A 19,469-nucleotide genomic window follows, 5' to 3' on the forward strand; every position below is an offset into this window, starting at 1 on the left:
GTGTGCGAGGAAAGCGTTTGCTACCAGATTCGGGCAGGCGGGCGCAAAGTCAAGTGCCGGCGCCGCTGGCGTCCAGAAAAGGCGAAAGGCGCGTCAACCACCCGCGCCTTCGGTACAGCGATATTTGCGGCGTTATGCCACCGCGTCGGCCGGCTGCTTCTGCAGCAGCGCCAGCAGCTGCGCCAGTTCGGCACGCATCTTGCGGCGATCGACGATCATGTCGACGGCGCCCTTCTGCAGCAGGAATTCCGAGCGCTGGAAGCCTTCCGGCAGCTTCTCGCGCACGGTCTGCTCGATCACGCGCGGGCCGGCAAAGCCGATCAGCGCCTTGGGCTCGGCGATCACCACGTCGCCCAGGAAGGCGAACGAGGCCGACACGCCACCCATGGTCGGGTCGGTCAGCACGCTGATGAACGGCAGCTTGCTCGCGCTCAGCTGGTTCAGCATGGCCGTGGTCTTGGCCATCTGCAGCAGCGACAGCAGGCTTTCCTGCATGCGCGCGCCGCCGGTGGCGGTAAAGCAGATGAACGGCACCTTCTGCTCGAGCGCGGCCTGCGCGCCGCGCACGAAGCGCTCGCCCACCACCGAGCCCATCGAGCCGCCCATGAACTCGAACTCGAAGCAGCTCGCCACCACCGGGATGGTGTGGATGGCACCGCCCATCACCACCATGGCGTCGGTCTCGCCGGTCTCGTCCATGGCCGCCTTGATGCGGTCCGGATACTTCTTCGAGTCCTTGAACTTGAGCGCGTCGACCGGCACGATCTCTTGGCCGATCTCATAGCGGCCTTCGGCGTCCAGCAGCGCGTCCAGGCGCGCACGCGCGTTGATGCGCATGTGGTGGTCGCACTTGGGGCAGACGTGCAGGTTGGCCTCGACGTCGGTCCGGTACAGGGTTGACTCGCACGACGGGCACTTGACCCACAACCCCTCCGGGATGCCCTTGCGGGTGCGGGGGTCGGTCTGTTGAATCTTGGGGGGCAGGAGTTTATCCAACCAGCTCATGAAAGCTCCTTTCGGATAGCTGCGCGCCGCCGGCAAACCCTGTGTCAGGGCGAACTTCGGCAGGTGGCAGGGAATCAACCCGCGAATTTACCACGGCGGGCCCGTGACCTCGAAGCGCGGCGCGCGTATTGGGCACGCCGCGTCACTTCTTGATTCCTGCCAGGCAGTGATTAGGTCACTTGGCGTCCAGCGCCTGGCGGATCTCCGCGATAAACGCCTGCAGCGTTGCCACCGCCTGCTCGCGCGGCGTGTCTTCCAGCAACTGCACCAGGCGGCTGCCGATCACCACCGCGTCGGACACGCTGCCGATCGCGCGCGCGGTCTGCGCGTCGCGGATGCCGAAGCCCACGCCCACCGGCAGGTTGGCGTGCTGCTTGATCAGCGGCAGGCGTGACGCCACGCTGTCCAGGTCGATCGATGCGGAGCCGGTCACGCCCTTGAGCGAGACATAGTAAAGATAGCCGCTGGCGACCTTGGCCACCGCCTCGATGCGCGCATCGGTGGAGGTCGGCGCTAGCAGGAAGATCGGGTCCATGCCATGGTCGCGCATCAGCGCGGCGAACGACTCGCACTCCTCGGGCGGATAGTCGACCACCAGCACGCCATCCACGCCGGCCGCGCTCGCGGCCTTGGCAAAGGCCTCTTCGCCCATGCGCTCGATCGGGTTGGCGTAGCCCATCAGCACCACCGGGGTCTCGGCATTGGCCTGGCGGAACTCGCGCACCCACTGCAGCACCTGGGTCAGCGACACGCCCTGCGCCAGCGCGCGCTCGGAGGCGCGCTGGATCACCGGGCCGTCGGCCATCGGGTCGGAGAACGGCACGCCCAGCTCGATCACGTCGGCGCCGCCCGCCACCAGCGCGTGCATCAGCGCCACGGTCAGGCCGGGCTCGGGATCGCCGGCGGTGATGAACGGAATCAGGCCCTTTTTCTGCTGCGCGGCCAGTGCCGCGAACGTCTTCTGGATACGGGACATATCAGGGAATCAGGTGAGGCCGCGGCGCCGGCGAGGCGTCGTCGTTGGCGGCGGCCGGGGTTGGGGTGACGTCAGGCTCGATCGCGGGCATGGCTTGCGCGGCCGCAGCCACGCGCCCGCACGCCACCTGCACGTACTCCGGGTTGATCTCGTAGCCGACAAAGCGGCGGCCGTGGCGCAGGCACGCCACCGCGGTGGTGCCGCTGCCCGCGAACGGGTCCAGCACCAGGCCGCCCGGCGGGCAACTCGACAGCACCATGCGCTCGACGATCTCCAGCGGCTTCTGCGTCGGGTGGTTGGCGCGTTCGGGGTCCTGCCGGTGGATGCGCGAGATGCTCCACAGGTCCTTGGGGTTGTAGCCCACCTCCAGCCACTTCTTGCCCTCGAAGCGCGGACGGCTGCGCGCCTTCTTGGTCTCGGGGTCGTACGGGATGCGGACCGGGTCGAGATCGAAGTAGTAGTCGCGCGCCTTGGCAAAGAAGCCGATGTTGTCGTGCACCGACGAGAACTTGCGCGTGGTGCCGCCCATGCTGGGCACGCGGCGGTCCCAGATGATCTCGTTGATCATCGTCAGGCGCCGCTTGAGCATCACGAACAGCTCCGGCGAGTACTGCCAGGTGCAGAACAGGTAGAGCGTGCCCTTGGGCGCGAGCTTGGGCACGACCGCGTCCATCCAGCGCTCGGACCAGTCCAGGTAGGCCTGGCCCGACAGCAGGTCGGAATCGTTGCCGTAGTCCTTGCCCAGGCCGTACGGCGGATCGGCGACGATCAGGTCGACCGAGCCGTCCGGCAGGCGGGCAATGCCCTCGAACATGTCTTCCTGGAACAAGTGCAGCGGCGGCGCGTCAATCGCGCCAGGCAAGCAGTCGGGCCCGCCGACGGCAAGGCCCTGGGGGTGGGGCAGCGCGCGCATCAGAGCTTGAGCCCCGCGCGCTCGGCCACGGTATGCATGTCCTTGTCGCCGCGTCCGGACAGGTTCACCAGCAGCAGCTTGTCCTTGGGCAGCGTGGGCGCCAGCTTGCACGCGTAGGCGATCGCATGGCTCGATTCCAGCGCCGGGATGATGCCCTCGATGCGGCAGCAGTCGTGGAAGGCCTTGAGCGCTTCCTCGTCGGTGATCGGCACGTACTGCGCGCGGCCACTGTCCTTGAGCCAGGCATGCTCGGGGCCGACGCCGGGGTAGTCCAGGCCGGCCGAGACCGAATGCGTCTCGATGATCTGGCCGTTGTCGTCCTGCAGCAGGTAGGTGCGGTTGCCGTGCAGCACGCCAGGCGTGCCGCCGGTCAGCGAAGCCGCGTGGCGGCCGGTGTCCAGGCCATCGCCGGCGGCTTCCACGCCGATCAGCTGCACGTCCTGGTGCTCGATGTACGGGTAGAAGATGCCCATGGCATTGGAGCCGCCGCCCACGCACGCGATCACGGCATCCGGCTGGCGGCCGGCCAGCTCGGGCATCTGCACCTTGGCCTCCTCGCCGATCACGCACTGGAAGTCGCGCACCATCATCGGGTACGGGTGCGGGCCGGCCACGGTGCCGATGATGTAGAAGGTGTTCTCGACGTTGGTGACCCAGTCGCGCATGGCTTCATTGAGCGCGTCCTTGAGGGTGCGCGAGCCGCTTTCCACCGGCACCACGGTCGCGCCCAGCAGTTTCATGCGGTAGACGTTGGCGGCCTGGCGCTTGACGTCCTCGGCGCCCATGTAGACCACGCATTCCATGCCGAAGCGGGCGGCGATGGTGGCCGTGGCCACGCCGTGCTGCCCTGCCCCGGTCTCGGCGATCACGCGCGGCTTGCCCATGCGCTTGGCCAGCAGCGCCTGGCCGATGACGTTGTTGATCTTGTGCGCGCCGGTGTGGTTCAGGTCTTCGCGCTTGAAGTAGATCTGCGCGCCGCCGAGGGTCTCGCTCCAGCGCTGCGCGTGGTAGATCGGCGACGGGCGGCCGACGAAGTGCTTCAGCTCGCGGCGGAATTCGGCATCGAACTCCGGATCCTTCTGGTAGTGCGCATAGGCTTCGCGCAGTTCGTCCAGCGCGTGGACCAGCGTCTCGGAAACGAAGGTGCCGCCATAGGGGCCGAAATGGCCACGGGAATCGGGCAGGTCGTACATGTCTGGGCTCTTTGAATCAGCGGCCTTGCCTTGGCTCGGCAAGGCTCGCCTGGTTGACTGGGTGTGCGATGCCCGCCCTGGAACTGCGGGGCGCGGTCTGCGGAAGGGATCGGGCTTCGGCCCGGTTCATCCTGCGCAGGCGCTGCGGACAGCGCGCACGAATTCGGCAATGCGGGCGTGGTCTTTCACGCCCTTGGCGGCCTCTACCCCGCTGCTGACGTCCACAGCGTAGGGCCGCACGCGTTCAATCGCGCCAGCGACGTTTTGCGCGTTCAACCCACCACTCAAAACGATGCGAGGAGCGCCGCTTGCGTTCGGGTTGCCGGTTGCCGGGACCGGAGGATTGGGCGGAAGCCATGCCGGAGGAATCAGGGTCCAGTCGAAGACGTGGCCGCCACCGCCGTAGCCTTCGACGAAGGCATCGAGCAGCAAGGCAGCGGCATCACGGTATTGGTCGGCAAATTCTACCAAATCGAGCCCCGGACGGACACGGGCGGCGCGCAGGAACGGCAGCCGGCAGCGCTGGGCGGCCTGGGTGCAGAACTGCGGGGTTTCGTCGCCGTGCAGCTGCAGCAGCGTCAGCGGCACGCGCTCGGCCACGTGGGCGATGTCTTCCAGTTCGGCGTTGACGAACAGTCCCGTCACCGCGACGAACGGCCCGGCGGCCTCGGCCAGCGCCGCGGCTTGCGCCACGTCGACGTAGCGGGGGCTCTTCGGGTAGAACACCAGCCCGATCGCGTCCGCGCCGGCGTCGACGGCGGCGCGCACGTCGTCTTCGCGGGTCAGGCCGCAGATCTTGATGCGGGTGCGCTGCGGCAGGTGCGCCGCACTGCCCTCAGGCTGCGTCATCGAACACTCCATGGAACAGGCTCGCGGACGGGTCGGCCGCGGGGATCGGGTAAGCATCAGGATACTTGACCCCGACCAGGTAGAGGCCATCCGGCATGAACGTGGGCGCCGCCAGCTTGCGGTCGCGCCCGGCGAGCACCTGCGCGAGCCACTGCGGCGGGTAGCGGCGCCGGCCCACCGCCACCAGGCAGCCCATCAGGTTGCGCACCATATGGTGCAGGAAGGCGCTGGCGCGAAAGCGCAGGAACACCCAGTTGCCGTCGTCGCGGATGGTGACGTCGTACATGGTCTTGACCGGCGACTTGGCCTGGCATTCGGCGGCGCGGAACGCGGAAAAGTCGTGTTCGCCGATCAGGTGCGCCGCGGCTTCGCGCATGGCGTCCACGTCGAGGCGTTGTCCGGGCGGCAGCATCTGGTAGCCGGCGCGGCCATGAACCATTGGCACCCGGTGCGGACCGGTGTAGAGCGCGTAGTAGTACATGCGCTCATAGGCCAGGAAGCGGGCATGGAAGCCTTCGTCGACCGGCAGCGCCCACTGCAGCGCGATCGACCGCGGCAGGAAGGCATTGACGCCACGCACCCAGGAGAAGGGCTCGCGTTCCAGCCCGGTATCCAGGTGGATCACCTGCCCCAGCGCGTGCACGCCGGCATCGGTGCGCCCCGCCACGGTGGTCAGCAGGCGCACGCCGGCAAAGCGCTCGATGGCGTCTTCGAGGTGATCCTGCACGGTATTGCGGTGCGGCTGCGACTGCCACCCGGAAAAGGCGGCGCCGTCGTAGTGCAGGCCAAGTGCGATGCGGTTCATGTCAGGGGAAAAAGCATGGCGGCGAGCAGGCGATGCGCGCCGGAAAAGCAAATGCGCCGGAAGGGACGCTTCCGGCGCATCGCTTCAGGCCGCGGCAGCGCGTGCCGCGGCGGACCGTCAATGATAGCTCAGGCCACTTCCAGCAGCAGCGAACGGGCCTCGGCCTGCAGCGGGTCCTGCGACTGCTCGACCACTTCCTGCAGCAGCTCGCGGGCCCCTTCCTTGTCGCCGATCTCGATATAGGCGCGTGCCAGGTCGAGCTTGATCTGCATGTCGCGCCCGCCGTCGAAGCCATCGGTCGACAGCGTGCTGGGCGAAACGCCGCGGGCCGTGTCGGGATTGGTTTCGTCCGGTACACGCGACAGGTCGATCGGCGCAGCCAGCTTGCCGTCGCGCAGCAGGGTGGTCGCTGGCAGCGGCGCGAAAGCCTCGTCCGCCGCGACCGGCGCATCACTGTTGGCCGACGGCCCACTGCCCAGGTCCAGCGAAAGGGCCGACATGTCGAACTCCAGCGGCCGCGAGCGCGTCGGCGTGTCCAGGCGCGGCACGTCGTGCGCGTGCTCGTCCGCCAGCGGGTCGCTGGCACGGGCCGGGAAGTCCAGGTCCAGTCCGCCGTCCAGGCGCACCGCCGGCTCGGTCGGGTCCGAATCCGCACCGAACATCATTGCCGCCGACGCCGGCGCCACGATCGGGTCGCCCGCCGCGGGCGCCGGGAAGGCGTCCAGCGGCAACGCCAGGTCGCCCAGCGAGGGCTCCAGGCGCGGGATCGAAGCCGGATCCTGCGACGGGTCCTGTGTGCGCCACTGGTCCGTCGCCGGCGAGGCCGTATCCTGACCCGCGGCCTCCGGCGTCACCGCCAGGTACATCGCGTTGCCCGGCTCGAGCGCGCGCCCCATTTCCGCTGCCTTCAGCCATTCCGCACCGTGCCCGCCGGTCTGGGCGAACATTTCTTCTGCTATCACGCGGAAACCTTCCACATCCTGTCTGTTGCTGTAAATCTCCAGGAGCTTGAGCCGCACCGACTGCTGCTCCGGGCTTTTCTCCAGGGCTTCGCGCAGGATTTCCTCCGCCTGCACATCGCGCCCGTAGGCGATATAGACCTCGGCCTCGGCGATCGGGTCGACCTCGTTGGCTTCCGGCGTGTTGTTGCCGATGCGGAAGTCGGCACCGAACACGCTGTGCTGCGAGGTATCGACACTCTGGCCGCCGGCGGCACCGAACAGCGAATTGGTGCCGGCCATCACCGTGCTTTCCTGCGACAGGATGCTGTCGCCGAAGCCGGTCGCCTCGCCTTCCTTCTGCTGGCGGCGGCGGCGATAGATCGCGTAGACGCCGAGCAGCGCCACCACCAGGCCGCCGCCGGGCAGCAGCAGCGGGTTGGCCAGCAGGCCGTCAAGGAACGACGGCTCCTGCACCGGTGCGGGCGGGGCCACCACGGGCGGCGCCGGCTTGGCTGCCGGGGCCGATGCCGGCGCGGCAGCCGCTGCTGCGGCCTGCGGCGCCGAAGCCCCGGCGGCTGCCACCGCCGGCGCTGCGGCAGCAGCGGCACTGGCGGCGGCATCCGGCACGGCGGCGGCAGTGGCTGCTGCCGCTGCCGCTGCCGGTTCAGCGGCATCGGCCTTTGGCGCCTGGGCAGCCACCACGTTCGGTGCGGCTGCTTCCGGCTTGGCCACCGCGGCCGCCTTTTCCTTCTCCTTTTCCTTGTCAGCCAGCGCAGCCTGGTTGGTCTGGCTCAGCTTGGCGATCTCGGCGTTCTTCAGCTCGAGCAGCTTCTGCATGTCGCCGATATTCTTTTCCAGCTGCGCCAGGCGCGCCTCGGCTTCCTTGACCTGGCGCTCGCGCGCGACGTTGGCTTCGGCCTTGGCGGCAGCATCGGCCTGCGCGCCCCGCTCGCCCTTGCTCAGCTTCAGCTCGTCGCGTGGGCCATCGGTCGGGGCGGCCTGTTCCTGCACGCGCGCCGTCACGTTGCCGGACTGCTGGCGGCCGCTGTCGGGTACGACCGACTTGGCCGCGGCGGCACTCGCCAGGCGGCTGCGATAGGCGTCGAAGCCCTGCGTGCGCGCCACCACCTCGCGGCGCGCCTCCTTCGGCGTGACGGACTGCGCCTGTTGCGGGGTCGGCACCTGCAGCACCGCGCCGCTGCGCAGCCGGTTCATGTTGCCGCCGATAAAGGCGTTGGGATTGTTGCGGTAGAGCGCGACCAGCATCTGGTCCAGCGACACCGATTCGGCGCCCTGTACGGCTTCGCCGGCAATCCCGTACAGCGTATCGCCGCGCTTGACGGTATAGCCACTGCCCGGCGCCGTGTCGGCGCTGGCGGCGGGCGCGGACGGCGCGCGCCTGGCCTGCCGTGCGGGACGCACCGGCGCTGCCGGACGGGCGGATTCTGCGGCGGGCGCGGCCCCCTGTGCGGCTCCCGGTGCGGCCGCCTGCGGCGCCGCCGCAGCCGCGGGCTGTTGCGCGGTGGCGGGCGAAGCGTCGGGCGTTGCAGCCTGCACCACCGTCGACGGCGAATAGCTCTCGTTGGAAGGCTTGACCCCGGCGGGATCAAGCAGGAATGTGTAGGCGCGCGAAACCTTGCCGCTGGCCCAGCTCATGTCGACCAGGATATCGACGAACGGCTCGCTGATCGGCTGCGTCGAACGGACCTTGGCGACATAGCTGCCGTTCGGGCGGCGCTCGATCTCCAGCCGCAGCGTGCTGACCGCGGGCTGGTAGATCAGCCCGGCCGCGGCGTACGCCCCAGGCGACGCCAGCTTGACGTTCAGCGCGGCGGCCTCATCGGGTGTGACCCCGCTGATGTCGATCTCAGCCTGCAGCGGCTGCCCCAGATTCGACTGAACCCGCAATTGCCCGAACCCCGCGGCATATGCGGCCGGCTGCGCAAGCAGCAGACCCAGTGCCGTGACGGCCAGCGTTGACCAGCGCTGACGGGCAGTAGGCGCATCTTTCCGGCGATGTTGGCTCACACTCACCTTATGCTCCGTTATGTTTTAGTAGCGATATACATCGACAAACCGACCCCATAGACAGGTCCGTCAAGCTGGCGGGGCATTCTGATTGCACCCCTTGACCAACAGGCGCCGACCCCTGCGGGCCGGGGCGCATGCCGCCGTATTGTGACGCATCGCCCGGGAAAATAGGCGTCCGGATACAACAACGCCGCGCGTGGGCGCGGCGTTGTCGGCAAAGCGGTCTTTTCTGTTGCCTCGCTGCAACGGACGCAACCAGGCACGCAGCTATCAGCCACCCATCAGGATTCGATCAGGATACGCAGCATGCGGCGCAGCGGCTCGGCCGCGCCCCACAGCAGCTGGTCGCCGACCGTGAAGGCCGACAGGTACTCGCCGCCCATCTGCATCTTGCGCAGGCGGCCGACCGGGATCGTCAGCGTGCCGGTCACGGCCGCCGGGGTCAGGTCGGTCATGCTGGCTTCACGCGTGTTTGGCACCACCTTGGCCCACTGGTTGTGGGCCGCCAGCATGCCTTCGATCTCGTCCAGCGGCACGTCGCGGCGCAGCTTGATGGTCAGCGCCTGCGAGTGGCAGCGCATCGCGCCGATGCGGACGCACAGGCCGTCGACGGCGATCGGCGTGGCGCCGGTCGCACCCAGGAAGCCCTCGCCACGGCCCAGGATCTTGTTGGTCTCGGCGCCGCCCTTCCATTCTTCCTTGGACTGGCCGTTGCCCAGGTCCTTGTCGATCCAGGGGATCAGGTTGCCGGCCAGCGGCACGCCGAACTGCTTGGTTTCCTCGGCGGACAGGCCATGCTGGGTCGCCAGGATCTGGCGGTCGATTTCCAGGATGGCCGACGCCGGGTCATCCAGCAGCGGCTTGACCGACGCGTTCAGCGTGCCGAACTGCGTCAGCAGCTCGCGCATGTGCTGGGCGCCGCCGCCCGAAGCGGCCTGGTAGGTCATCGAGGTCATCCATTCGACCATGTCGGCCTGGAACAGGCCGCCCAGGCCAATCAGCATGCAGCTGACCGTGCAGTTGCCGCCGATGAAATTCTTGACGCCCTTGGACAGCGCGTCCTTGATCACACCCTGGTTGACCGGATCCAGCACGATGATGGCATCGTCCTTCATGCGCAGCGACGAGGCCGCGTCGATCCAGTAGCCCTTCCAGCCAGCCGCGCGCAGCTTGGGGAAGACCTCGTTGGTGTAGTCGCCGCCCTGGGCGGTCAGCACCACGTCGCACTTCTTCAGTGCCTCGATGTCGTTGGCATCCTTGAGCGTGGTTTCGTTCTTGGCCATGGCGGGCGCCTTGCCGCCGGCGTTGGACGTGCTGAAGAAGACGGGCTCGATGTGGTCGAAATCACGCTCTTCCTGCATGCGCTGCATCAGGACGCTGCCGACCATACCCCGCCAACCGACGAGACCTACAATCATGATTTACCTCGGATGTGATTTTTACTTCCCCGCCATTTTCCTCGCCCGGCGTGGCTGCGCGGGGAAGACGGGCAGGCACGACGAACGGATCTAGGCGATCGCGGTTTTAATGATGGTTTTAATCGTCGTTGCGGTCTGGCCGAGCGAAATCGTGCCGACCGGGCCGCGGGTGGCGGTCAGGGCGACAACAGCAGTCAGGGTGGACTGGGAAAATCGGGCCATTCGCAGAGTCTACACGATTTTGCGGCGCCGCCGCAGCGTGCAAATTAGGGACAAATAAAACAAAGGGCACCGCGCCGGCGGTGCCCTTTTGCGTGTGACTTACAGTGCGGCCAGAACGGCCTCTCCCATCTCGCGGGTGCCGACCTGCTTGCAGCCCGGCGTCAGGATGTCGCCGGTGCGATAGCCCTGAGCCAGCACCTTCTTGACGGCGTTCTCGATGCGGTCGGCCTGCTCGGCGCGGTTCAGCGAGTACCGCAACATCATCGCCGCCGACAGGATGGTGGCCAGCGGATTGGCCACGCCCTTGCCGGCGATGTCCGGCGCCGAGCCGTGCGAAGGCTCATACAGGCCTTTGTTGTTCGCATCCAGCGACGCCGACGGCAGCATGCCGATCGAGCCGGTCAGCATGGCGGCCTCGTCCGACAGGATGTCGCCGAACATATTGCCGGTGACGATCACGTCGAAGCTCTTGGGCGCCTTGACCAGCTGCATGGCCGCGTTGTCGACATACATGTGCGACAGCTCGACTTCCGGATATTCCTTGCTGACATCGATCACGATGTCCTTCCAGAACTGGAAGGTCTCGAGCACGTTGGCCTTGTCGACGCTGCACAGCTTCTTGCCGCGCTTGGCCGCGGCCTGGAACGCCACATGCGCGATGCGGCGGATTTCCGGCTCGCTGTAGCGCATGGTGTCGAAGGCTTCGCGCGCGCCCTTGAACAGGCCGTCCGGCGCTTCGCGCAGGCCGCGCGGCTGGCCGAAGTAGATGTCGCCGTTCAGCTCACGGACGATCAGGATGTCCAGGCCGGCCACCAGCTCGGGCTTCAGGCTCGAGGCACCGGTCAGTTCCGGGTAGCAGATCGCCGGACGGAAGTTGGCGAACAGCTGCAGGTGCTTGCGCAGGCCCAGGATGGCCTGCTCGGGGCGCAGCGGGCGCTCCAGGCTGTCGTACTTCCAGTCGCCGACGGCGCCGAACAGGATGGCGTCGGCTTCCTTGGCCAGCTTCAGCGTGTTCTCCGGCAGCGGATGGCCTTCGGCCTCGTAGCCGGCGCCGCCCACGGGCGCCGTTTCGAGTTCGAACTTCTCGTCGAGCGCGTTCAGGACCTTGACGGCCTCTGCAACGATTTCGGGACCGATGCCGTCACCCGGCAGGACTGCGATCTTCATTGTTGTCTTCCTCGGTTGAGTCTTATCCGACCAGGCGGTTGTTCAGCCACGGCATCTTCGCCACGCGCTCGGCCTCGTAGGCCTTGATCTTGTCGGCATGGCGCAGGGTCAGGCCGATATCGTCGAAGCCATTCAGCATGCAGTACTTGCGGAACGGGGCGATGTCGAATTCATAGCCCTGGCCCGACGGTGTGATCACGGCCTGCTTGTCCAGGTCGATGGTCAGCTGGTAGCCGTTGAACGCGTTGGTCTCGTTGAACAGGTGGTCGACCTGCTGCTCGCTCAACACCACCGGCAGCAAGCCGTTCTTGTAGCAGTTGTTGAAGAAGATATCGGCAAAGCTGGGCGCGATCACGGCGCGGAAGCCGTATTGCGTCAGCGCCCACGGCGCGTGCTCGCGCGAACTGCCGCAGCCGAAGTTGCGGCGCGCCAGCAGGATCGATGCGCCCTGGTAGCGCTGCTGGTTCAGCACGAAATCCGGGTTCAGCGGACGCTTGCTGTTGTCCATGCCGGGCTCGCCGACATCCTTGTAGCGCCACTCGTCGAACAGGTTGGGACCAAAGCCGGTGCGCTTGATCGACTTCAGGAACTGCTTCGGGATGATGGCGTCGGTGTCGACGTTCTCGCGGTCGAGCGGAGCCACGAGGCCGCTGTGTACAGTGAACTTGTCCATGTCTCTTTCCTTACTTCTTGGCCGCGCGCTCGAGCGAGCTGCCGGCGGCCTGCGTGTCCTTGCCCAGGCCGGCCATGGTGTTGCAGCCAGCCAGCTGCAGCATGCCCAGGCATGCCAGCCATGCGATCAGGGTCCTTTTCATCTGCCGCGCTCCGCTCAGCCCAGCTTGCGGATGTCGACGAAATGGCCTTCGATGGCGGCAGCCGCTGCCATCGCCGGGCTCACCAGGTGGGTACGGCCACCGGCGCCCTGACGGCCTTCGAAGTTGCGGTTCGAGGTCGACGCGCAGCGCTCGCCCGGATCGAGGCGGTCGGCGTTCATGGCCAGGCACATCGAGCAGCCCGGCTCGCGCCATTCAAAGCCGGCGGCCTTGAAGATCTTGTCCAGGCCTTCGCGCTCGGCCTGTTCCTTGACCAGGCCCGAACCCGGCACCACCAGCGCCAGCTTGACGTTGGATGCGATCTTGCGGCCCAGCTTCTGCACCACCCACGCGGCGGCGCGCATGTCTTCGATACGGCTGTTGGTGCACGAGCCGATGAAGACCTTGTCGATACTGATGCTCTCCACCGGCACGTTGGGCTGCAGGCCCATGTATTCCAGCGCGCGCTCCATGGCGTTGCGCTTGGTCGAGTCCTTTTCCTTCTCGGGATCCGGCACGCGGTCTTCGATGCTGATGACCATTTCCGGCGAGGTGCCCCAGGTCACCTGCGGGCGGATCTCTTCGGCACGCAGCTCGACCACCTGGTCGAATTTGGCGCCCGCATCCGAATGCAGCGTGCGCCAGTAGGCCACGGCCTGCTCCCACTCCACACCCTGCGGCGCGTACGGGCGGCCCTTGACGTATTCCAGCGTGACGTCGTCCACCGCCACCAGGCCGGCGCGCGCGCCCGCTTCGATGGCCATGTTGCAGACCGTCATGCGGCCTTCCATGGTCAGGTCGCGGATGGCCGAGCCGGCAAACTCGATGGTGTAGCCGGTGCCGCCGGCGGTACCGATCTTGCCGATGATGGCGAGCACGATGTCCTTGGCGGTGCAGCCGCGCGGCAGCTTGCCTTCCACCCTGACCAGCATGTTCTTTGCCTTTTTGCCCAGCAGCGTCTGCGTGGCCAGCACGTGCTCGACTTCAGAGGTGCCGATGCCGTGCGCCAGCGCGCCGAAGGCGCCGTGCGTGCTGGTATGCGAGTCGCCGCACACCACCGTCATGCCCGGCAGCGTCGCGCCCTGCTCCGGCCCGATCACGTGCACGATGCCCTGGCGGTGGTCGGTCATCTTGAACTGGGTGATGCCGAAGCTGTCGCAGTTGGCATCCAGCGTATCGACCTGCAGCTTCGACACCGGGTCGGCGATCCCCTGGCTGCGGTCGGTGGTCGGCACGTTATGGTCCGAGACGGCCAGGTTCGCGCTGATGCGCCATACCGGACGCTCCGCCATCTTCAGGCCTTCGAACGCCTGCGGGCTGGTCACTTCATGCAGCAGGTGGCGGTCGATGTAGAGCAGCGTGGTGCCGTCTTCCTCGACGTGGACGGTGTGGTCATCCCAGAGTTTGTCGTAGAGCGTCTTGGCCATGATGCGATGGCGGACCGAATGACCGCTCCCTTGCAGGAGAGGCCGCGGTGACCGCGCAGTAGTTTGCAGGGGTTTTTGTTCGCTTCGGTCGCGGTGGCGAACACGGGCGTCGATAGCGTGATTGCGATGATCGCGCCGGAAGCCGCCTGAAGCGAGCGTTATTTCAAGCGTTGCTGCAATGCTTGACTTGGCAATCGATTATGCCACAGGGGATATGGGGATCAGCGCCCTGCCCGGCCGGGACGGCGCCTGGAATGTAATGTGATTGGCGAAAGGGGGCTTTCGCCGATCACGAAAACGAATCGGTAAAGAGCCGTCGCCCCGTTGCAGGGCGACGGCCGCCGGCATCAGCCGCCCAGGTAGGCAGCCTTGATCCGGTCATTGGCCAGCAGGTTAGCACCGGTATCGGCCAGCACCACCTTGCCGGTCTCCAGCACATAGCCCCGATCCGCGACCTGCAGCGCCTTGTTGGCGTTCTGCTCGACCAGGAACACGGTGACGCCCTCGTCACGAATGGTCCGGATGATGTCGAAGATCTGCGCGATGATCAGCGGCGCGAGGCCGAGCGTGGGCTCGTCCAGCAGCAGCAGCCGGGGCCGGCTCATCAGCGCGCGGCCGATCGCCAGCATCTGCTGCTCGCCGCCCGACATGGTGCCGGCACGCTGGCTGGCGCGCTGGTTCAGCCGCGGGAACAGCTTGAACACGTGCTCGATGCCGGCCTCGATCTCGTCGCGCCTGGCAAAGAAGCCGCCCATCTTCAGGTTTTCCAGCACGGTCAGGCTCGGGAACACGCGCCGGCCCTCGGGCGAGATCGCGAGCCCCAACCGCATGATCTCGTGCGTCGAGCGGTTGGTGATGTCCTCGCCCTCGAACAGCACGCGCCCTCTGGACGCACGCGGCGTGCCGCACACGGTCATCATCAGCGTCGTCTTGCCGGCACCGTTGCTGCCGATCAGGGTGACGATCTCCCCCTTGTTGACTTCGATCGATACGCCCGACAGCGCCTCGACGGCGCCGTAGTGGGTATGGACCTGTTCCAGCTTCAGCATCAGTCCTCTCCCAGGTAGGCCTTAATCACGCGCGGGTCATTGCGCACTTCGTCGGGCTTGCCGATCACGATAGGCTTGCCGTGCTCCATCACCAGGATGCGGTCGGACACGCCCATCACCAGGCTCATGTCGTGCTCGATCAGCAGCACGGCAATGCCGAATTCGCGGCGCAGTTGGTCGATCAGCTGCTGCAGCTCGACCTTCTCCTGCGGGTTCAGGCCTGCGGCGGGCTCGTCCAGCATCAGCAGGCGCGGCTTGGTGATCATGCAGCGTGCGATCTCCAGCCGGCGCTGGTGGCCGTACGACAGCGTGCCGGCCTCGCGGTTGGCCACCTTGGTCAGGCCCATCCGCTCCAGCCAGACCGCGGCGCGTTCCAGCGCCTCGCGCTCGGCACGGCGATAGGCCGGGGTGGCAAACAGGCCGCGCAGGATGCCGGACTGCACCTGCAGGTGTTGCGCCACCAGCAGGTTTTCCACCACCGTCAGCGACTTGAACAGGCGGATGTTCTGGAAGGTCCGCACCAGGCCCTGGCGCGCCACCTTGTGGCTGGGCAGGCCGGCGATGTCGTGGCCATCCAGCGTGACCTCGCCCGCGGTCGGCTTGTAGAAGCCGCCGACGCAGTTGAACACCGTGGTCTTGCCGGCGCCGTTGGGGCCGATGATGGCGAAGACCTCATCCTTGCGGACATCGAAATCGATGCCGTCCACGGCGAGCAGGCCGCCGAAGCGCATCTGCAGGCCGGATACTTTCAACAATTCGGCTTGTTGCAAACTAGTCATCGGCGCGTTCATCGGGGAAGCTCCACGTGCGGACGGCTCGCGGGCAGCAGGCCCTGCGGACGCCACATCATCATCAGCACCATCACCAGGCCGAAGATCAGCATGCGATATTCGGCAAAGCCGCGCGCCACTTCAGGCAGCACCGTCAACAGGATCGCCGCCAGGATCACGCCCAGCTGCGAACCCATGCCGCCCAGCACCACCACGGCAAGGATCAGCGCCGACTCGATGAAGGTGAACGATTCCGGATTGACCAGCCCCTGGCGCGCCGCGAAGAACGCGCCGCCGATGCCGGCGAACGATGCGCCCAGCGTGAACGCCGACAGCTTGATGCGGGTCGGGTTCAGGCCCAGCGAGCGGCACGCGATCTCGTCGTCGCGCAGCGCTTCCCAGGCACGGCCCATCGGCATGCGGATCAGGCGGCTGGTGACGAACAGCGTGAAGCCCACCAGCAGCAGCGCCAGCAGGTACAGGAAGATCACCATGTGCTGGCCGCTGTAGTCCAGGCCGATCAGGTCATGGAAGGTCTTCGTGCCCTCCACGCTGGCGCTGCGCCCCATTTCGATGCCGAATACGGACGGCTTGGGAATGCCCGAGACACCATCCGGGCCGCCGGTCAGGCTGGTCAGGTTGTTGGCCAGCAGGCGGATGATCTCGCCGAAGCCCAGCGTCACGATGGCGAGGTAGTCGCCGCGCAGCCGCAGCACCGGGAAGCCGAGCAGGAAGCCGAAGGTTGCCGACATCGCCGCGGCGATCGGCAGGCATTCCCAGAAGCCTAGCCCGAAGTGCTGGTTCAGCAGCGCATAGGTATAGCCGCCGATCGCATAGAAGCCGACGTAGCCCAGGTCGAGCAGGCCGGCATAGCCCACCACGATATTCAGGCCCAGCCCCAGGATCACGTAGATCAGCGCCAGCGTGGCCACGTCGACCGCGCCGCGCGAGCCGAAGAACGGCCACACCAGCCCGACCGCCAGCAGCACCCATATCGCCACGCGCTGCTGGCGCGCGCCGAGCTGCGGCACCGACGGCAGGCGCACGGCACTGCCGGCACGCGACAGCAACGGCTTGAACAGCTGGAACAGGAACACTGCCGCCACGGCAATCCATACCGGACGCCAGTGCGGCTCGAGCACCACCTTGTAGCCTTCCAGCCTGAGCTGCAGGCCCAGGATGGGAATGGTCAGGATTGCCGTCATCACGGCCGCCGTGATCGCGTTCTTGAGCGACTGGCCCGGCGTGGCGCCGCCGCGCGCTACCTGCCCGGCGGACATTGCGAAAGTTTGGTTAGTCATTGTCTCGCCCTCCCTCACACCTTCTCGACATCAGGCTTGCCCAGCAGCCCGGTCGGACGGAACAGCAGCACCAGCACCAGCAGGCTGAATGCGACCACGTCCTTGTATTCCGCCGGCATGTAGCCCGAGGCGAAGGTTTCCGCCAGGCCCAGCAGCACGCCGCCGAGCATCGCGCCCGGGATGCTGCCGATGCCGCCCAGCACCGCCGCGGTAAAGGCCTTGATGCCGGCGATAAAGCCGATAAAGGGATTGAGCTTGCCGATGCTCAGCCCGATCAGCACGCCGCCGACGGCGGCCAGCATCGCGCCCAGCACGAAGGTGAACGAGATTACCTTGTTGGTGTCGATGCCGAGCAGATTGGCCATGCGCATGTCTTCGGCGCAGGCGCGGCAGGCACGGCCCATGCGCGAGCGGCCGATGAACAGCGTCAGCGCGATCATCATCACCAGCGTTACGCCGACGATCAGCAGGCGCGAATACGGCACGGTCACGGTGAAATCGCCGCCCATCTGGAACTCGATGGCGCCCGAGATCAGCACCGGCACGGACACGTCGCGCGCGCCCTGCCCGATCTGGACATAGTTCTGCAGGAAGATCGACATGCCGATGGCGGAGATCAGCGGCACCAGCCGCGGACCGCCGCGCAGGGGCCGGTATGCCACCCGCTCGACCGCAAAGCCGTAGACGCCGGTGACCAGCACCGAGACCAGCAGGGCGGCGCCCAGCACCAGCGGCAGGGGGTAGCCTGCCTGGGCGCCGATCGCGGTGAGCGTGACCAGGCCGACGTAGGCACCGATCATGTAAATCTCGCCGTGCGCGAAATTGATCATGCCGATGATGCCGTAGACCATTGTGTAGCCGATGGCGATCAGCGCATAGATCGCACCCAGCGTCAGGCCGTTGACCAGCTGCTGGGTGAACTGTGGAAGGAATTCATTCATAGGGGAAGCCTCAGGAACTTGAAGCCCGATACCAGAACGCCCCGCCCGGAGGCCGGGCGGGGCGTGTGCGGGAAGGAGCGCCTGCTTAGTTTGCGGCGGTCTTGCTGGCGTCCTTGTGCCAGGTGTAGACCACGAACTTGAAGGACTTCAGGTCGCCCTTGTCGTCGTACTCGACCTTGCCGATCGGGGTGGTGAAGGCGTTCTTGTGCATGTACGCCGCGACCTTGGCCGGATCGGTGCTCTTGGCGCCGGCGATGGCGTCGCCGATGATCTTGACGGCGGCGTAGGACGGCATCTGGAACGGACCGTTGGCGTCACGCTTCTTGTCGGCGAATGCCTTCACCAGGCCCGCGTTGGCCGGGTCGGCCGAGAAGTCGGCCGGCAGCGTCACCAGCATGCCTTCCGACGACGGGCCGGCGATCGCGGTCACGTCCTTGTTGCCCACGCCCTCGGGGCCCATGAAGGTGGCCTTCACGCCCTGCTCGCGCGCCTGGCGCAGCAGCAGGCCCATTTCCGGGTGGTAGCCGCCGAAGTAGACGAAGTCCACGCCCTGCGACTTCAGCTTGGTGATGACGGCGGAGTAGTCCGAATCGCCGGCGTTGATGCCCTCGAACACGGCGACCGGGATCTTGGCCGCTTCCAGGTCCTTCTTCACCGAGCTGGCGATGCCCTGGCCATACGACTGCTTGTCGTGCAGCACGGCGACCTTCTTCGGCTTGACCTTGCCGATGATGTACTGGGCGGCGGCCGGGCCCTGCTGGTCGTCGCGGCCGATGGTGCGGAAGATGAACTTGCGCTTCCTGGTCTCGGTCAGCTGCGGCGCGGTGGCCGACGGCGTGACCATCACGATGCCTTCGTTCTCGTAGATGTCCGAGGCCGGGATGGTCGAGCCCGAGCACACGTGGCCGATCACGTACTTGATGTTCTGGCTGACGACCTTGTTAGCCACCGCGACGGCCTGCTTCGGTTCGCAGGCGTCGTCCATCATCACCACTTCCAACTTGTTGCCGCCGGCGCCGCCGGCTGCGTTGATCTGTTCGACGGCGGTCAGCGCACCGGCCTTGACCATGTCACCGTACTGCGCCACCGAGCCGCTCATCGGGCCGGCAATGGCGATCTTCACGGTTTCGGCGTTGGCGGCGGCGCCAAAGGTGGCCAGCATAGCAGCCAGCGAAATGGTGGTAAGACGGGACAGCGTCATCAGGAGCTCCTCGATTTATGTTTGGGTCATCCGGGCAGAAGCGGAATGACCTGCGCAATCGAACAACACCCGCGGACTACAGAGATCGGAACGGCAGAAAAGCGGCCCGAGACGCGGAAGACGGGCCTGCGGAAAAGCTCAAGAGATGCGGGGCCCGGCATGTGTCAGTCCCGCTGTGGTGTGGGACCAAGGTTCGGAAAGACAACGTTTGATGCGTTCTCTATTGCGCAAGCGATTCGCCTGCCCCGCTTGCCGCACCGCATGCCGGAGGGATGGCCCGGCTGCCGTCGGCAAAGCAGCCCGCATTATAGGGTCAAATTTCCTGCGCTACGCGACAATCGCACAATAAATGCGGAACCACATTGGGAAAACGCGACACAATTTTCCACGAATTGCGCTCCGGACCATTCGAGGTGCGATTTCCTGCCCTTTCCCGCGCTGCACCGCA

The 19,469-nt window shown here is 66.6% G+C and carries 18 protein-coding genes; all 18 read right to left on the reverse strand.

What is annotated here, in order from left to right; all coding sequences use genetic code 11:
* Window positions 1-132 precede the first annotated feature (132 nt).
* Window positions 133-1,005 carry an acetyl-CoA carboxylase, carboxyltransferase subunit beta gene (accD, locus tag AC5WJ1_RS11455; RefSeq protein ID WP_133095497.1) on the reverse strand — a complete coding sequence of 291 codons (873 nt, stop codon included), beginning with the start codon at window positions 1,003-1,005 and terminating at the stop codon, window positions 133-135.
* A 175-nt stretch (window positions 1,006-1,180) separates the two neighbouring features.
* A complete protein-coding gene (trpA, locus tag AC5WJ1_RS11460; RefSeq protein ID WP_133095496.1) occupies window positions 1,181-1,981 on the reverse strand; it encodes a tryptophan synthase subunit alpha in 801 nt (266 codons plus the stop codon).
* A gap of 1 nt (window position 1,982) precedes the next feature.
* A complete protein-coding gene (locus tag AC5WJ1_RS11465) occupies window positions 1,983-2,894 on the reverse strand; it encodes a DNA-methyltransferase (RefSeq protein WP_133095495.1) in 912 nt (303 codons plus the stop codon).
* Window positions 2,894-4,087 carry a tryptophan synthase subunit beta gene (gene trpB / locus AC5WJ1_RS11470; RefSeq protein ID WP_116346157.1) on the reverse strand — a complete coding sequence of 398 codons (1,194 nt, stop codon included), beginning with the start codon at window positions 4,085-4,087 and terminating at the stop codon, window positions 2,894-2,896. The genes AC5WJ1_RS11465 and trpB overlap by 1 nt, the downstream gene beginning before the upstream one ends.
* 126 nt (window positions 4,088-4,213) lie before the next feature.
* Window positions 4,214-4,936: a phosphoribosylanthranilate isomerase gene (locus AC5WJ1_RS11475; RefSeq protein WP_195432119.1), complete on the reverse strand. Its 723-nt coding sequence runs from the start codon at window positions 4,934-4,936 to the stop codon at window positions 4,214-4,216.
* Window positions 4,923-5,741 (reverse strand): tRNA pseudouridine(38-40) synthase TruA, encoded by an 819-nt coding sequence (gene truA, locus AC5WJ1_RS11480; protein ID WP_133095493.1) that lies wholly within the window; start codon window positions 5,739-5,741, stop codon window positions 4,923-4,925. Before truA ends, AC5WJ1_RS11475 begins: the two co-directional genes overlap by 14 nt.
* Window positions 5,742-5,869: 128 nt before the next feature.
* The gene (locus AC5WJ1_RS11485; RefSeq protein ID WP_195432120.1) at window positions 5,870-8,716 is read right to left on the reverse strand and encodes a motility hub landmark protein FimV; all 2,847 of its coding nucleotides are present in this window, start codon (window positions 8,714-8,716) and stop codon (window positions 5,870-5,872) included.
* 278 nt (window positions 8,717-8,994) lie between these two features.
* A complete protein-coding gene (asd, locus tag AC5WJ1_RS11490; protein WP_133098515.1) occupies window positions 8,995-10,131 on the reverse strand; it encodes an aspartate-semialdehyde dehydrogenase in 1,137 nt (378 codons plus the stop codon).
* A 90-nt stretch (window positions 10,132-10,221) separates the two neighbouring features.
* Window positions 10,222-10,353, reverse strand: coding sequence for a hypothetical protein (locus AC5WJ1_RS11495; RefSeq protein ID WP_012353360.1), 132 nt, complete (start codon window positions 10,351-10,353; stop codon window positions 10,222-10,224).
* Window positions 10,354-10,452: 99 nt separating this feature from the next.
* Window positions 10,453-11,520, reverse strand: a complete 1,068-nt coding sequence (leuB, locus tag AC5WJ1_RS11500; RefSeq protein WP_133098516.1) for a 3-isopropylmalate dehydrogenase — start codon at window positions 11,518-11,520, stop codon at window positions 10,453-10,455.
* Between the two features lie 22 nt (window positions 11,521-11,542).
* Window positions 11,543-12,193, reverse strand: coding sequence for a 3-isopropylmalate dehydratase small subunit (gene leuD, locus AC5WJ1_RS11505; protein WP_133098517.1), 651 nt, complete (start codon window positions 12,191-12,193; stop codon window positions 11,543-11,545).
* 10 nt (window positions 12,194-12,203) lie between these two features.
* Complete coding sequence (locus tag AC5WJ1_RS11510; protein WP_116322288.1) at window positions 12,204-12,335, reverse strand: entericidin A/B family lipoprotein; 132 nt, start codon at window positions 12,333-12,335, stop codon at window positions 12,204-12,206.
* A gap of 14 nt (window positions 12,336-12,349) precedes the next feature.
* Window positions 12,350-13,759, reverse strand: a complete 1,410-nt coding sequence (leuC, locus tag AC5WJ1_RS11515) for a 3-isopropylmalate dehydratase large subunit (RefSeq protein WP_133098518.1) — start codon at window positions 13,757-13,759, stop codon at window positions 12,350-12,352.
* Between the two features lie 347 nt (window positions 13,760-14,106).
* Window positions 14,107-14,808 carry an ABC transporter ATP-binding protein gene (locus AC5WJ1_RS11520; protein WP_133098519.1) on the reverse strand — a complete coding sequence of 234 codons (702 nt, stop codon included), beginning with the start codon at window positions 14,806-14,808 and terminating at the stop codon, window positions 14,107-14,109.
* Window positions 14,808-15,587, reverse strand: a complete 780-nt coding sequence (gene livG / locus AC5WJ1_RS11525; protein WP_133098520.1) for a high-affinity branched-chain amino acid ABC transporter ATP-binding protein LivG — start codon at window positions 15,585-15,587, stop codon at window positions 14,808-14,810. Before livG ends, AC5WJ1_RS11520 begins: the two co-directional genes overlap by 1 nt.
* An 8-nt stretch (window positions 15,588-15,595) precedes the next feature.
* Window positions 15,596-16,879: a high-affinity branched-chain amino acid ABC transporter permease LivM gene (locus tag AC5WJ1_RS11530; protein ID WP_494476088.1), complete on the reverse strand. Its 1,284-nt coding sequence runs from the start codon at window positions 16,877-16,879 to the stop codon at window positions 15,596-15,598.
* A 14-nt stretch (window positions 16,880-16,893) separates the two neighbouring features.
* Window positions 16,894-17,820: a high-affinity branched-chain amino acid ABC transporter permease LivH gene (gene livH, locus AC5WJ1_RS11535; protein ID WP_133098521.1), complete on the reverse strand. Its 927-nt coding sequence runs from the start codon at window positions 17,818-17,820 to the stop codon at window positions 16,894-16,896.
* 85 nt (window positions 17,821-17,905) lie between these two features.
* A complete protein-coding gene (locus tag AC5WJ1_RS11540) occupies window positions 17,906-19,021 on the reverse strand; it encodes a branched-chain amino acid ABC transporter substrate-binding protein (protein WP_133098522.1) in 1,116 nt (371 codons plus the stop codon).
* Between the last annotated feature and the right edge of the window lie 448 nt (window positions 19,022-19,469).

The organism is Cupriavidus sp. MEYA8, from assembly GCF_059278825.1.